This window comes from Flavobacterium croceum DSM 17960, from assembly GCF_002917885.1.
Lineage (GTDB): Bacteria > Bacteroidota > Bacteroidia > Flavobacteriales > Flavobacteriaceae > Flavobacterium > Flavobacterium croceum.
On the sequence record NZ_PQNY01000008.1, the window covers coordinates 121,507 to 136,954 of the forward strand.

A 15,448-nucleotide genomic window follows, 5' to 3' on the forward strand; every position below is an offset into this window, starting at 1 on the left:
AATTTCATATTTTAGCTAAAACTTTATTTTTATGAAAAAAACAAAACAAATCAGATTTTTACTACTTTTGTTACTAATGATTGGTAGTATTTCTTTCGCACAGCGTAATAATGTATTGATAAATCAAAATCAAGAAATTGATGCTGGTTTTATTAAATACAAACAAGGGCCAACGGGTGAGTACAATTATAATACTTCATTAGTACAATCTGTTGATAATGTACAATGTACTGTTAATGGAATAGTAATAACTACTACAGGTAGTACGCCTTCTTATTATTCTCCTCCAAGTTATAATAATAATGAATTATGCAACGACATTGTTAACCCAGCTTCCAATACTCCTGTGATTTGGACTAGTCCAAGTACAAATGGTTATATAACCTATACTTTTAGTGAACCAATTACTAGTGTAAGAATTTCATATTCGGCAGTAAATTCAGATGATGTTGCAACAATGAGTATTAATGCTCCTGGTATGCAATTGTCTAATCCTTGTGGTTTAAGCATATCTGGCAATGTTATTTCTTGCACATTTCCTGCTCCCCCAACTTCTAATACATTTTCTTCGGGAAATGTAGCGCTAACTGTTTCTTCATGTACTCCTTTTACACAAGTTACATTGCAAAATACAGGAGGAAAAAGCGGCTGGGTTTCTGGAAACCCATGCAATTTTATTATAGAAAATATGTTGAATGCTATACCAAAAGTGCAGTTTTTTTATTGTGGAAGCACACCTCAAAGTTCACTTTCGACAAGTAGTTTGTTTGAATGTGCTACAACAACCAATGGTTGTTCTGTAAACGGAGGCAATGCAACCATTACCCCTGTGGTTCCTACACCTCCTTTCGACCCAAACATGGCTGTTAATATACTCCCTATTCAACCAATACCATCGTATATAATAATAAACGGTGATGGAACTATAACTATTGGAGGGGATGCTCCACCAAGCTTTAGTGATGAATTTTTTGTTCAAATATGTTCAGGAGGTTCTTGTACAATACCCATAAGATGTAATGTAATAAAAGATGCTAACTGTAATGGAAAAATGGGTAGTGCTGTAAACTTAAATATTAGTCCAAACCCTTCTAAAGAGGGTACGTTTAATATATTGTTTGGCAAAGCAATTGAAAACGGTTTTATAGAAGTTTATAGTTTGTATGGTGAAAAAGTATTTGCCGAAACCCTTACAAACCAAACCGAAACGATACTAAAGCTCAATCAATTAAACAAAGGAACCTATTTATTGAAAGTTTTTGATGGCAAAGAAACTATAACTAAAACAATTGTTAAAGAATAATTGTTGCCAAACACCTCTTGCTTTCAATTGAAAGCAAGAGGTTTATATTAAATTTTTGAAAGTATGAAAAAATTAAGTACACTTTTAATATTTCTATTTACTACTATTAATTTACATTCGCAAACAATCAATATCCCCGATGTGAATTTTAAAAATAGACTATTGGCTGCCAATTCAGTTGTTTCGATAGCTAGAAATTGTAACGATATAAACATTGTTGTAGATACCAATAATAATGGTGAAATAGAACAAAATGAAGCTTTGGAAGTGTGTTATTTATTTTTACATAATGCCCTTAATAGTCCTTCAACTCAAATAAGTTCTCTAGAAGGTATTAATTATTTTACCAATTTAAAATGGTTAGCAATAAACAACAACAATATTAGTACCTTAAATATTAGTCAATTAACAAATTTATGGAATTTTGGATGTACAAATAACCCTATAACTACAATTGATTTTAGTGGTTTGACAAGCTTAAAAAGAGTTAATGTCAGTAATTGTTTGTTTTCTACATTAGATTTTTCTGGTAATCCTTTATTTAATGAATTGCAATGTTCAAATAATCCAAATTTAACTACTTTAAAAATAAATAATAATTACATGCAATCTTTTGTACCAACTTATTCATGGGAACCAATAAATTGGTCAAACATTCCAAACCTAACCACCATTTGCGCTGATAGTTTTGAAGTTACAGCATTGCAAAATTTTTTAACTTCTTGCGCTATTACACAACCCATTACTATTAGTACCAATTGTGCTTTAGAAAATTCTGAATTTAATACTACTTCTTTTTCTGTTTACCCTAACCCTAGCAAGGGTGTTTTTACAGTAGAATGTGAACACAATATTCAAAATGGCGTAGTTGAAATCTATACTCTGCTAGGGCAAAAAGTATTTTATGAACATATAGTAGATACTCACAACAAAATTATTTCTATACAGAATATTTCAAAAGGAACTTATATTCTTAAAGTTGTTGATAACAATACAACAGCTTATAAAAAATTGATAATAGATTGATATTTAAAAAACTTTCAGACATTCAAGACCTGTACAATCTAACCCCGATAGAAGCGGTATCTTTTTTGTAGTTTTTTTTTTAAACTACAAAAAAATAAAGCGAATAGCGGGAATAGGGTTTACAAATATGCCTATTGATTTGTTTCTGATGAATTAAAACGGAACTTCGTCTTTATCATGAAATGGATTGGGTGAATTATCATCATCAAACGCTTGATTTGGCGAGGCTTTAAATTGGCTTGGAAAAACATCGTCAGAATTCATTTTTGATGGCAAATCGTCGAAAGAGCTTCCGTATTCTTCGAGATTGTCAAATTTTCCGAGCGAACCTATAAATTTAAGTCGAATATTTTCTAGCGAACCGTTACGATGTTTGGCAATAATGAACTCTGCTTGCCCTTGTGTTGGCGTTTGTTCGTCATCATCCCATTCGTCTATTTTGTAGTATTCGGGTCTATAAATAAAAGAAACGATATCGGCATCTTGCTCTATAGCTCCCGATTCACGCAAATCGGACAGTAAAGGTCTTTTACTAGAACCACGTGTTTCTACAGCACGAGATAATTGGGAAAGTGCAATAACGGGTACATCGAGTTCTTTTGCTAAGGCTTTTAGGTTTCTAGAAATTGTTGAAATTTCTTGTTCTCTATTTCCGCCTCCTTTTCCGTTTCCGCCGGCAGTCATAAGCTGTAAATAATCGATTACAATAAGTCTGATACCATATTGCGAGGCCAATCTTCGTGCTTTTGCGCGCAAGTCGAATATGGATAACGAAGGGGTATCGTCTATATACAAAGGGGCTTTTTCTAAATCGCGTACTTTTACTGATAATTGCTCCCATTCGTGTTTTTCGAGTTTTCCTGTACGCAATTTCTCAGAAGACAATCCTGTTTCTGATGATATTAAACGCGTAATTAACTGTACAGAAGACATCTCTAACGAAAATAAGGCTACGGGATGACCAAAATCGATAGCTATATTTCGAGCCATAGAGAGTACAAAAGCCGTTTTACCCATACCAGGTCGAGCTGCAATAATAATCAAATCGGAAGGTTGCCAACCCGAAGTAACCTTGTCTAGTTTTTCAAAACCTGTTGCCACTCCGCTTAAGCCTTCTTTGTTGGCTATTTCTTCGATACGTTTTTTAGCTTGTATAACCAAGCTTTGTGCTGTTTCGGAACTTCTTTTAATGTTTCCTTGTGTAACTTCGTACAATTTAGACTCGGCTTTGTCTAATAATTCGAAAACATCGGTAGTTTCGTCATAAGAATCTTCAATAATTTCGCTGGAAATTTTTATCAAACTTCGTTGAATGTATTTTTGAAGAATAATTCTAGAATGAAATTCTATATGTGCCGATGATGATATTTTTTGGGTAAGCTGAATGAGGTAAAAATCGCCTCCTGCTAGTTCTAGCTTTCCGTTCTTTTTTAACTGCGCTGAAACTGTAAGTAAATCTATAGGTTGAGAATCGGTAAAAAGTTGAAAAATAGCTTCAAAAATATATTTGTGTGCTTCTTTATAAAATGCGTCAGACTGAAGAATATCTATTACCTCATCTACCCCTTTTTTATCAATCATCATAGCGCCCAACACGGCTTCTTCTAAATCGAGAGCTTGTGGAGGAAGTTTTCCTTTTTCTAGGTTTATTATCGTAGTTTTATCTACTCGTATTGGGTTTATATTTTTAAGGTTTTCCATAGCACGAAAATACTAAAATAACACAAGTTGCTTAGGATAAGTTATCCTTACAAGCTGTTGATAAATTGAGTTTGTATGTTAATAAGTCAAAAAAAAACCGAAACTATCGAGCTTCGGATTTTTTAGTTGATTGAATTTAGCGGTGTTAATCTTTAAATTCACCCATTTTACTGTATTTATCCATTCGTTTGCTTACTAATTCTTGTGGTGATAAATTTTTCAATTCGTTGTAAGCTTTGGTAATATATTCTTCTACGGTTTTAAAAGTAGTTGCTTTATCGTAGTGTGCTCCACCTAATGGTTCTGGTATAACATCGTCTACCAATTTTTGTTTTTTCATGTCGGTAGAAGTAAGTTTTAGAGCTTCGGCAGCTTGCTCTTTGTGTTCCCAAGATTTCCATAAAATAGAAGAACAAGATTCGGGAGAAATTACCGAGTACCATGTGTTTTCGAGCATAAATACTCTATCGCCTACACCTATACCCAATGCTCCACCTGATGCTCCTTCGCCTATAATGATACATATAATAGGAACTTGCAATTTGGTCATTTCAAAAATATTTCTTGCAATAGCTTCTCCTTGACCGCGCTCTTCTGCCTCAAGCCCTGGATATGCCCCTGGAGTATCTATAAAAGTTATTACTGGAACATTGAATTTTTCTGCCATTTTCATTAATCGCAATGCTTTTCTATAGCCTTCTGGGTTTGCCATACCAAAGTTACGGTATTGACGCATTTTGGTATTGATACCTTTTTGTTGTCCAATAAGCATATACGATTGTCCGTTTATTTTTCCTAAACCTCCAATCATGGCTTTGTCGTCTTTGAAATTTCTATCGCCAAATAATTCTAAAAAAGTGCCGTTGGTAAGCGTTGTAATATATTCTAAAGTATAAGGTCTATTTGGGTGTCTAGAGAGTTGAACACGTTGCCAAGCCGTAAGGTTTTTGTATATTTTTTTCTTGGTTTCTTCGAGTTTCTTCTCAATTTGTTTACAAGTATTTGAAACATCAACATTAGATTCTTGACCTATCAACTCACATTTATCTAATTGTTCTTCAAGCTCTTTTATTGGTAATTCAAAATCTAAATATTCCATAAAATGTAGGTTTTATAGTTTGTATTAAGCTACAAATATATAACATTGTATTATGTTTTGTAATAAAATATTTAGTTTTTCTTAGATTGGTTTTTCAAATAACCATTTAATAAAACGGTTGATAATATAATTAAAGCTCCCAAATAAAACATAGGATTCATTTTTTCGGAATTTTCAAAAATTAAAATAGCCAGAATAATGCCGTATATTGGTTCTAAGTTTATGGTAAGCATTACTGTATATGGACTCAAAAATTTCATCACTTTTACAGAAGCCGAAAAAGCATAGGCAGTACATACAGAAGCCAAAATGATAAGCCAAAACAAATCGGGCATTGATATAGAAAAGAACTCTTTTGTAAATCCTCCAACAAAAAGGATATAAATACTTATAAAAAAAACACCTCCTAAAAGTTCATAAAACGAAATTTGTACTGGATCGTTATCTTTGGCAAACTTGCCGTTTATTATTGAAAAACTTGCCGATAGAAAAGCTGATAATAGTGCTAATAAAATGCCTTTTATGTAGTGTGTGTCTACCGAAAAGATAACGCCTATACCTACTATTACAAAAATGCCTAATATTACTTCGTAAAGCACTATCTTTCTGTTAAAAAAAATAGGTTCTAAAAGCGATGTAAAAAATGCTCCGGTAGATAAACAAGCTAATGTTACCGATATATTCGAAACTTTTATAGCTTCGTAAAACGTGTACCAATGAGCTGCAATAACAATACCCGAAATAAAAAAACTAAAAAAATGATGTGTACTAATTTTAAAGCCTTGTTTTGAAAAAAATAAAAACAAGCCCACAAAAAATAGAGCAAAAACCATTCGATACCACACCAAATCTAGCGCAGTTAAGGAAATAAGTTTACCCAATACCGCCGTAAAACCCCAAATAAATACAATGAGGTGTAAGTGTAAATAGCTTTTTAAATTATCGTTTGGCATTGCGAAGTAAGTATATAGCCAAAATACCAAAAACTAAATTGGGAATCCAAACAGCAATAAAGGGAGGCAATGTAGATTTTTGACCTAATACCCCAAAAATTTTATCACAAAACACAAATGCAAATGCAATAACAATTCCTATTGCTAAATTGATGCCCATACCTCCTCTTCTTTTCATCGAAGATACAGCAACAGCAATAATAGTAAGTATAAATGCCGATACTGGTATACTAAATTTTTTGTACAATACTACTTTGTAGACATCTAAGTTTGATGAACCTCGCAATTGTTCTTTCTTAATAAAACTATTTAGTTCGTACAACGGTAGTGTCTCGGCAATATATACTACGGGGGTTAAATCTTCAATATCGATATTGAGTACGGTATCTTTTTTTGGCAACGATACTAATTGATCGTCTAAAACACCTATTTTTCTCTTTTTAAAACCATATAAAGTATACGTACTATCTTTAGGATTATACTGAATTCTATTTGCTGTTACTTTATATTTTAGTTGATCACCTTCAAACTTTTCCATAGAAAAATTAAAAGCCATTTGAGAATCGGGATTAAAACTACTTACATATATATATTCGTCTTTACTTATTTGTCTATAAATATCAGACTTGTCTTGCATTTCATCTTTACCACCGCCAATTAAATAATTATATCTAAAATTCCAGTATCCTTCGCTTGCTTTTGGAACAATAAAAAAACCCATAAGAAGTGCAAATACAGATATAATTGATGCACCAATAATATAAGGTTTTAAAAATCGTTTAAACGAAATTCCAGAACTTAGTATAGCAATTATTTCGGTATTGTTTGCCAATTTTGAAGTAAACCAAATAATAGATAAAAACAAAAAAATTGGAAAAAGTAAATTGGCAAAAAATATAGTAAAATTTAAATAATACATCGCTACAGCCGAAAAAGCAACTTTGTTTTCTATCATTTTGTTTACTTTTTCAGAAACATCAATCACGATTCCTATAGGAATAAACATAAGTATCATGGTAATGAAAGTAACCAAATAGCGTTTTAATATGTATTTATCTAAAATTTTCAGCATGTTTTATCACATAAATTTAATTATTTTTCGGAAGTTGAAAATAGATATTGCTCTTTTAAATCTCCTTTATTAAGCAATAATTCATTCTCTGAAATTTTTAATATTTTCCAAAAAACTTTTGTATCATCTGATCTTTCTTGAATTATTTCGTCATTTTTATCACTCAAATACCATTTTCCTGATTCTTCAATTGATAATATTGAAATATCATATTTTCCATTAGAATTAAAATCAATGTAAGAGCCCTCTAATAAAATAGAAATCATTTCAAGTTGTTTCTCAGTTTTATTTGGCACAATTTTTTTTGTAATGAACCATTTTTTTGAAACTTGTTTTTTATCGACCGAAATTGTTTTAATATCATCAACTTTCAAATCTATTTTAGAGAGTGTTTGTTCTGATTTTTTCAAAATTAAAAACTCATTTGGTTTCATTTCAAACTTCAAAGTATCAGGTTCTTTTTTTACAATTTGAAAAGAGCTTTCAATTCCTTTTGTAGAAGTAAAAAACAACTTATTTTCTTCCAATTTCCATTTTCCTTCTTCCTTTTTTCTCATCATTGTCATTTGATAGTTATTATCAGAAGTAATATTAACCGACATATCGCTAAAAAACTTAACCATCATTATTTTTCCAATAGAATCGATTTCTTTATTAGTTTCAAAACGATGATAAGACCAATTTCCAACTAATTCTTCTTTTGCAACTTGAGCGTTTATACTTAAAAAATAAAAACATAGTATAATTGATAGAACTCTTTTCATATACTCTCTTATAATCTTGTTGCCATTTGCACTACCATTTTATCTTTCCACGCTCTAAAAGTACCTGCTAGAATTTGTCTTCGAGCTTCGCGCACCAACCAAAGATAAAAGCCTAAATTATGAATGGTAGCAATTTGTTTTCCAAGAAACTCATTTGCTGCAAAAAGATGTCGTAAATAAGCCTTAGTATATTCGGTATCAACAAAAGTATGTCCCATTTCGTCAATAGGAGAAAAATCGTCTTCCCATTTTTTGTTTTTTATGTTGATAATTCCGTGGGCTGTAAACAACATACCATTACGCGCATTACGTGTAGGCATTACACAATCGAACATATCAATACCCAATGCAATATTTTCTAGAATATTAATTGGAGTACCTACCCCCATAAGGTATCTTGGTTTATCTTGCGGAAGTATAGCACAAACAACATCTGTCATAGCATACATTTCTTCGGCGGGTTCACCTACCGATAAACCTCCTATAGCATTTCCTTGTGCTCCAACACCTGCAATATATTCTGCCGATTGTTGTCGCAAATCTTTGTATGTACTTCCTTGTACTATTGGAAACAATGTTTGCTCATAGCCATATTTTTCTGGAACTTTCTCCAAATGTGTAACACAGCGATCAAGCCAACGGTGCGTCATGTGCATACTTCTTTTGGCGTATCTATAATCACACGGATATGGAGTACACTCATCAAAAGCCATAATAATATCGGCTCCTATACTGCGTTGAATTTCCATAACACTTTCGGGTGAAAAAAAGTGATAAGAGCCATCAATATGACTTTTAAACTTAACGCCTTCTTCTTTTATTTTTCTATTAGCGGAAAGTGAATATACCTGATAACCACCCGAATCGGTAAGAATATTTCTATCCCAATTCATAAATTTGTGCAATCCACCTGCTTTTTCAAGAATAGTGGTTTGTGGTCGTAAATATAAATGGTATGTGTTACCTAATATTATATCTGGATTAATGTCTTGTTTTAGCTCACGTTGATGAACTCCTTTTACAGATGCCACTGTACCTACTGGCATAAATATTGGTGTTTCTATAACTCCATGATCGGTGGTTATTACACCTGCTCTTGCATTACTATTGGGATCTTTTTGTAATAAATCAAACTTCATATATGTGTATTAATTCCCATGTGTGGGGTTTGCAAAGATACTTTTTTTTAGTTTCGAGTAATGAGCTTTAGCATAGTTTTTAGAATTAATTGTAGACCATAAATATTTCATAACTTCTTAAAAAAGATTTGGCTTAACTCAAATATTAAAATTAAATTTACAGCATCAATTTTAACAACCATATAATGACTAAACTTGAACATTTACAAGATTTCACATCACAAGTAAGACGAGACATTTTGCGCATGGTACATGCTGTAAATTCTGGACATCCAGGTGGTTCTTTGGGCTGTGCCGAATTTTTGGTAACTTTATACCAAGAAATAATGGATAGAAAAGAAGGCTTTGATATGAATGGTAAAAATGAAGATATTTTCTTTTTATCCAACGGGCACATTTCTCCAGTTTTTTATAGTGTTTTGGCTCGAAGCGGTTATTTTTCTGTTTCAGAATTAAGTACTTTTAGAAAATTAAATTCAAGATTACAAGGTCATCCTACTACACACGAGGGTTTACCTGGTGTGCGTATGGCATCTGGCTCTTTAGGGCAAGGTTTATCTGTAGCTATTGGAGCTGCTCAAGCAAAAAAATTAAACCATGACTCTCATTTGGTATATGTACTTACAGGTGATGGAGAACTACAAGAAGGTCAAAATTGGGAAGCTATTATGTATGCCGCAGCAAAAGGTGTAGATAACATTATTGCTACTGTAGACTACAATGGGCAACAAATAGACGGCTCTACAAAAGATGTATTATCTCTCGGAAATCTTAAAGCAAAATTTGAAGCTTTTGATTGGGAAGTGGTAGAGATAGAACAAGGTAATAGTATTGAAGCTATTAGTACAGGTATGAATCTTGCCAAAGAAAAAACAGGTAATGGAAAACCTATATGTGTATTACTCCACACCGAAATGGGTAATGGTGTAGACTTTATGATGCATACACATGCTTGGCACGGAAAAGCTCCTAGCGATGAACAACTAGCCAAAGCCTTAGAACAAAATCCAGAAACTTTGGGCGATTATTAATGAAAAAAAATGTCTTTTTATTATTCTTTATTATTGGGAACGTTGTTTTTTCGCAAAATGACACGCTTAAATATCATTTTGATAAAGCCCAATTAAGCTTGGAAAATAGTGCTTTAACAAGAAAAAAAGGTGTAAAATTAAAGTTTTCAAACTCCATAGATGCTTCTTACGAGCTAATCATTGATAATTCTATAAACTTAGCTTTTTTTATTGATAAAAGTATAGATAAGACAATTCCTTTTTCATTTCAAGGGTTTATAAATTCTGAAAAACAACTTAACCAATTGTTATTCAATGATACAAACATAAAGATATCGAGCGAAAAAAAAATCACTCAAATTCCACATACAGAAACTACTTTTAATAGAGATACTATAAGTAATGAATTGGTTGTTCGTATTAAACATTTTAAAAATAATAAGAGAAAGAAAATACTAAACGAATTTCAATATGTTTTTATTCAAAATGACCCTACAATAGAAGACAATACACTTACTAGCATTAAAAATAGGTTAGCAAAAAGTAATCCTAGCATTTTATTTGATAAAAAAGATAATCTTAAAAAAATCATTTACATAAATGAAAATCAAAGTAAAATAATTACAGAAATAACAAATTGTTACAGTACAAATTTTACTTTACATATAGCTCCAAAAAATTTAATTACGATAGATTATGAATAGTTTACTTAAACTTTTAGCCTTTTTCATTACTACAAATTGTTTTTCTCAAACCTATCATTTTGATACTTATTATGAGTTTCAAAATACATATGGTATAGATTTTTATTTTATTAACTCCAAAGATAATAGCTATAGTATTACTGGAAGAATAGCAACCAATAATGCTAAAAATGAAAAAAAATGTTATTTAAATAATTTAAATAAATCTGAAATTATTGTGTTACTATATGAAATTTCAAAAGATGACTCATCTAATTCAATACCTAAAATTATTTCAAATTCATTAGTAGAAAAACGTGAAAGTAAAGCTCATCTTACAAATGATGACATCTATACTTATGAATATAATGAAACTTTTTTAGAGAATGAACAAACAGCAAAAACTGTAACAAGAAAATTAAATTCAAAACCAAATAAAAAAGTTGTCGTAGAATGCACTTTTGATAAATCTATGGAGGAATACTCTTTTTTTACTCATAATTATTATGTAGATGCACCCTCTTATAATATTGATAAATTAGAATACTTTCAAAACAGATTACCCAAAAAAATTAAAATAACTTTCGAGAACAAACACGTTTATACAAACGAACTTATAAAAATTAGAAAGATAAATTTTGATATAGACCTAAAATATTAAATAATATATCTATACTATAATTTAACACAAAATATTACATGAAAAAATACACCAACACAGGAAGCAAAGACACTCGATCGGGTTTTGGAGCAGGAATGACCGAGTTAGGACAAAAAAATGAAAATGTCGTAGCACTTTGTGCCGATTTAATAGGTTCTCTAAAACTTGATGACTTCAAAAAAAATCACCCCGACAGATTTTTTCAAATAGGTATTGCAGAAGCCAATATGATTGGTATTGCAGCCGGATTAACCATAGGCGGTAAAATACCTTTTACAGGTACATTTGCCAATTTTTCAACAGGTAGAGTTTACGATCAAATACGTCAAAGTGTGGCGTACTCCGATAAAAATGTTAAAATATGTGCCTCTCATGCTGGATTAACCCTTGGCGAAGATGGTGCTACGCATCAAATATTAGAAGATATTGGCCTCATGAAAATGCTACCGGGTATGACCGTTATAAACACCTGCGATTACAACCAAACCAAAGCGGCTACTATAGCCTTGGCAGATCATCATGGGCCAGCCTATTTACGTTTTGGACGACCAGTTGTACCCAATTTTACTCCAGCAGACGAACCTTTTGTTATTGGAAAAGCAATATTGCTTAACGAAGGTACAGATGTAACCATTGTAGCTACAGGTCATTTGGTGTGGGAAGCGTTAATTGCTGCCGAAAAGCTAGAAGAACAAGGTATTTCGGCCGAAGTAATCAATATTCATACTATAAAACCATTAGATGAAAATGCCATACTACAATCGGTTGCAAAAACAGGTTGTATAGTTACTGCCGAAGAACACAATATGTTAGGAGGCTTAGGCGAAAGCGTTTCGCGTGTTTTAGCACTAAACAATCCAAAACCTCAAGAATTTGTAGCTGTTAAAGATTCGTTTGGCGAAAGCGGTACTCCCGAACAATTAATGGAGAAGTACAAATTAAATAACGAAGCAATTGTAGAAGCTTGTAATAAAGTAATAGCAAGAAAATAAATACAATTTAATGCTAAAAAATCCCGAAAAACTAGAGCCTTTCGGGATTTTTTTGTTTTATAAACATTTATCAGGATCGAGGTAATTAGGGATACCATCGCCATCACAGTCTTCAAAAATAATATTTCCAGATGAATCTTTGTGAATTTCAAATTTAGTTTGAATTTTATCGCCATCATCATCTATATCATACATATTGGGTACTCCATCGCCATCTGAGTCGTAACTAGATGGGCTGTAAAAAATATCTGATGAAGACGAAGCAGGAATTTCATTTTTTGATAAAACACCATCTGCATCGTGATCTCGATACCTTAATTCATAAAGCTTTACATTAAAAATAATAGGTTGATAAGCTCCAATACTAGCACTTCCATAGTTATAATAAGCCAAACCAGAAGGTAGAAAAAACACACCTGCACCATAATTAGAAAACAATGTTTCACTAACCATATCAGTATAAGTACCTGTTTTAAAAGCAGGAAATATATGTCCCCAACCTGTAATTACATTCTCACCCAACTTAAACCATAATGGAGAATCTGCTTTGTCAAATTGTACATTATCCAAAGTTACTCCTCTATAAGAAACCAATACAGAATCGACTGCTGTAGGTCGTCTTTGAGAACCTTCATTAAATACAATATATGGAAATTTATATGTAATGCCATCTTCATCTACTGTTCGCTCTTGTAGTGGGTATTGAGTTTGCAACTTAATACAATTGGGAGCATTTTCTGTTACATCGGCAAAAGTTACATTATAATTGGCATCTACAGCCATAGAGTGGGTACGCAAAAAATTATCTATAGCCGTTTTGTCGGTAGCGTATTGCTCTGCATAGTCTCGAATTGGAGTTACTTCTGTACCATCATCTTTTTTGCAAGAAATGGTTGATAGAGCCGAAATAGAAAGGACTAAAACAAAAAATATTTTTTTCATTGTAAAAAATTTAGCGCAAGATACAATATTGATTTATTTTTGTAAACAAATTAACGGTTTTTTAGAACTTTTTATGAGAGTAGACAAATATTTATGGTGTGTAAGGTATTACAAAACCCGTACTATGGTTACACAAGCTTGTCAAAAAAATCAAGTTTCTGTAAATGACCAAGTGGTAAAAGCGTCTCGAGAAGTTTTTGCAGGCGATAAAATAAGTTTTAGAAAAGACCAAATTACTTATACAATTAGGGTTTTAGACATACCTGACAATCGTGTAGGTGCAAAATTGGTAGATATTTACAGAAAAGATGAAACTCCAGAAGAAGCTTTTGCACATCTAGAGCTACTCAAACTATCCAAACAACATTATCGAAAATTTGGAGAAGGAAGACCTACCAAAAAAGACAGAAGAGATTTAGACAATATGGAATATATAACCACAGAAAATGACGAAGCTGAATAAAGAATATTGGGAAAGTAGATACAAGGAAAATGAAGTTGGCTGGGATACTGGCGCAATTACCACGCCATTAAAAGAGTATATTGATCAACTAGAAAATAAAGACACCAAAATTTTAATACCTGGTGCTGGCAACGGATACGAATTTGAATACCTTATTTCAAAAGGATTTCGCAATGTGTACGTATTAGACATAGCACAACAACCACTCGAAAACATCGCACGAAGAGTAAAAAAGGCTTTTTCAAAAAATTTGATTGAACAAGATTTTTTTGAACACCAAGAGCAATTCGACTTAATTTTAGAACAAACCTTTTTTTGCGCCTTAGACCCTAAGTTAAGAGAAAAATATGTAGAAAAAGCACATAGTTTATTAACCGAGCATGGAAAATTAGTTGGTTTATTATTTCAATTTCCACTTACTGAGTCTGGGCCTCCTTTTGGCGGTAGCAAACAAGAATATGTTAAGTTATTTTCTAATTTTTTTACGATAAAAACATTGGAAGATTGCTACAATTCTATCAAACCACGCATGAATAACGAAGTATTTATTAATTTTATAAAAAAATAATTATTGTGCAAATTATTATAACACCAGAACAATCCAATCGTAAATTAGAACGTATGGCATACCAAATTTACGAAGCTTTTTGTAATGAAGATGAACTCATTATTGCAGGAATTGCAGATAACGGATTTTTGGTAGCAAAACAAATTGGCAAGAATTTAGAAGAAATAAGTTCGCTAAAAATTTCTTATTGCGAAATAAAACTAAATAAACTAAATCCTCTGCAAGAAATAACTACCTCACTATCTACCGAAACATATGCCTCAAAAAATATTATCATAGTAGATGATGTACTAAACTCGGGCTCTACACTTATATATGCGGTAAAGCATTTTTTGAATGTTCCTACCAAAACTATAAAAACAGCTGTTTTAGTAGATAGAAGTCATAAAAAATACCCTGTTAAAGCAGATTTTAAAGGTTTATCTTTATCTACCTCTACTCAAGAACATGTTTCGGTTGTTTGCACAGAAGATAACACAATTACTTGTTATTTATCTTAATTTATTCTCAATTTCAGATACGATATTTGCTACAGAAATATCATTACAATTTATAATGTGTTTTGCTTTTCTATAATAGGGCTCTCTTTCAAATAAATGTTTAGCTATAAATTCTTGCAATTCTTCATCATCTAAACGAGCTAGTAGAGGTCTTTGCTCTTTTTCTTTTAAAAGCCTTTGATACAAAATAGGCACACTTACCTTAAGATATATAGACGTTACACCGTCTTTTTGTAATAAATCATCATGATTGTAATAACAAGGAGTTCCTCCTCCTAAACTCAATACAAAGTTTTCATTGTTATTTAAAAGTTCATTAAATAGTTGGCTTTCTAATCTTCTAAAATAAATTTCGCCTTTAGTTTCAAAAATTTCTGAGACTGTTTTTTGACTTAATTGTTCTATTTGATGATCTAAATCTAAATAAGGTAAACCAATAGCTGAGGCTAATGCACTACCAATTGTTGATTTCCCTGAGCCCATATAGCCTAATAATACTATTTTTTTCATAGATAAATATCTGTAAAATAAATGCTTATAATTATTTTTAAAAAAAATATAAATTTAAGATA

The 15,448-nt window shown here is 31.7% G+C and carries 17 protein-coding genes; 9 read left to right on the top strand and 8 right to left on the bottom strand.

All coding sequences use genetic code 11. The annotated features are described in order from the left end of the window. Positions 1-31 precede the first annotated feature (31 nt). Positions 32-1,303, top strand: a complete 1,272-nt coding sequence (locus Q361_RS07515) for a T9SS type A sorting domain-containing protein (RefSeq protein ID WP_103726110.1) — start codon at positions 32-34, stop codon at positions 1,301-1,303. Between the two features lie 63 nt (positions 1,304-1,366). Then, on the top strand, positions 1,367-2,329 hold the full coding sequence (locus tag Q361_RS07520) for a T9SS type A sorting domain-containing protein (protein WP_103726111.1): 963 nt from the start codon (positions 1,367-1,369) through the stop codon (positions 2,327-2,329). Between the two features lie 153 nt (positions 2,330-2,482). Here the strand turns inward: Q361_RS07520 and dnaB are convergent, their stop codons facing one another. The 6 genes from dnaB to tgt form a co-directional block, all read right to left on the bottom strand. After that, positions 2,483-4,030: a replicative DNA helicase gene (gene dnaB, locus Q361_RS07525; protein WP_103726112.1), complete on the bottom strand. Its 1,548-nt coding sequence runs from the start codon at positions 4,028-4,030 to the stop codon at positions 2,483-2,485. Positions 4,031-4,175: 145 nt separating this feature from the next. Next, positions 4,176-5,129: an acetyl-CoA carboxylase carboxyltransferase subunit alpha gene (locus tag Q361_RS07530; protein ID WP_103726113.1), complete on the bottom strand. Its 954-nt coding sequence runs from the start codon at positions 5,127-5,129 to the stop codon at positions 4,176-4,178. A gap of 71 nt (positions 5,130-5,200) precedes the next feature. Next, a complete protein-coding gene (locus Q361_RS07535; RefSeq protein ID WP_103726114.1) occupies positions 5,201-6,082 on the bottom strand; it encodes a DMT family transporter in 882 nt (293 codons plus the stop codon). Next, positions 6,069-7,154, bottom strand: a complete 1,086-nt coding sequence (locus tag Q361_RS07540) for an LptF/LptG family permease (RefSeq protein WP_103726115.1) — start codon at positions 7,152-7,154, stop codon at positions 6,069-6,071. The genes Q361_RS07535 and Q361_RS07540 overlap by 14 nt, the downstream gene beginning before the upstream one ends. 20 nt (positions 7,155-7,174) lie before the next feature. Further along, a complete protein-coding gene (locus Q361_RS07545) occupies positions 7,175-7,918 on the bottom strand; it encodes a lipocalin family protein (protein ID WP_103726116.1) in 744 nt (247 codons plus the stop codon). An 8-nt stretch (positions 7,919-7,926) separates the two neighbouring features. Next, positions 7,927-9,057 (bottom strand): tRNA guanosine(34) transglycosylase Tgt, encoded by a 1,131-nt coding sequence (gene tgt / locus Q361_RS07550; RefSeq protein ID WP_103726117.1) that lies wholly within the window; start codon positions 9,055-9,057, stop codon positions 7,927-7,929. A 185-nt stretch (positions 9,058-9,242) separates the two neighbouring features. Here tgt and Q361_RS07555 point away from each other — a divergent pair, with 185 nt between their 5' ends. From Q361_RS07555 to Q361_RS07570, 4 genes are read left to right on the top strand one after another with little or no spacing between them, the layout of a single operon-like run. Further along, positions 9,243-10,088 carry a transketolase gene (locus Q361_RS07555; RefSeq protein WP_103726118.1) on the top strand — a complete coding sequence of 282 codons (846 nt, stop codon included), beginning with the start codon at positions 9,243-9,245 and terminating at the stop codon, positions 10,086-10,088. Further along, positions 10,088-10,771 (top strand): hypothetical protein, encoded by a 684-nt coding sequence (locus Q361_RS07560; protein ID WP_103726119.1) that lies wholly within the window; start codon positions 10,088-10,090, stop codon positions 10,769-10,771. The genes Q361_RS07555 and Q361_RS07560 overlap by 1 nt, the downstream gene beginning before the upstream one ends. Next, positions 10,764-11,411: a hypothetical protein gene (locus Q361_RS07565; RefSeq protein ID WP_103726120.1), complete on the top strand. Its 648-nt coding sequence runs from the start codon at positions 10,764-10,766 to the stop codon at positions 11,409-11,411. Before Q361_RS07560 ends, Q361_RS07565 begins: the two co-directional genes overlap by 8 nt. Before the next feature lie 38 nt (positions 11,412-11,449). Beyond that, positions 11,450-12,403: a transketolase family protein gene (locus Q361_RS07570; protein WP_103726121.1), complete on the top strand. Its 954-nt coding sequence runs from the start codon at positions 11,450-11,452 to the stop codon at positions 12,401-12,403. A gap of 57 nt (positions 12,404-12,460) precedes the next feature. Here the strand turns inward: Q361_RS07570 and Q361_RS07575 are convergent, their stop codons facing one another. Continuing rightward, positions 12,461-13,345, bottom strand: a complete 885-nt coding sequence (locus Q361_RS07575) for an FKBP-type peptidyl-prolyl cis-trans isomerase (RefSeq protein ID WP_103726122.1) — start codon at positions 13,343-13,345, stop codon at positions 12,461-12,463. 73 nt (positions 13,346-13,418) lie between these two features. Here Q361_RS07575 and Q361_RS07580 point away from each other — a divergent pair, with 73 nt between their 5' ends. The 3 genes from Q361_RS07580 to Q361_RS07590 are packed head-to-tail and all read left to right on the top strand — an operon-like array spanning position 13,419 to position 14,876. Next, positions 13,419-13,808 carry an RNA-binding S4 domain-containing protein gene (locus Q361_RS07580; RefSeq protein WP_103726123.1) on the top strand — a complete coding sequence of 130 codons (390 nt, stop codon included), beginning with the start codon at positions 13,419-13,421 and terminating at the stop codon, positions 13,806-13,808. Further along, positions 13,792-14,376: a methyltransferase domain-containing protein gene (locus Q361_RS07585; RefSeq protein ID WP_103726124.1), complete on the top strand. Its 585-nt coding sequence runs from the start codon at positions 13,792-13,794 to the stop codon at positions 14,374-14,376. Before Q361_RS07580 ends, Q361_RS07585 begins: the two co-directional genes overlap by 17 nt. Continuing rightward, positions 14,376-14,876 (top strand): phosphoribosyltransferase family protein, encoded by a 501-nt coding sequence (locus Q361_RS07590; RefSeq protein ID WP_103726125.1) that lies wholly within the window; start codon positions 14,376-14,378, stop codon positions 14,874-14,876. The genes Q361_RS07585 and Q361_RS07590 overlap by 1 nt, the downstream gene beginning before the upstream one ends. On the opposite strand, the gene Q361_RS07595 is transcribed toward Q361_RS07590, so the two are convergent. Beyond that, complete coding sequence (locus tag Q361_RS07595) at positions 14,868-15,386, bottom strand: shikimate kinase (RefSeq protein ID WP_103726126.1); 519 nt, start codon at positions 15,384-15,386, stop codon at positions 14,868-14,870. The genes Q361_RS07590 and Q361_RS07595 overlap by 9 nt on opposite strands. Between the last annotated feature and the right edge of the window lie 62 nt (positions 15,387-15,448).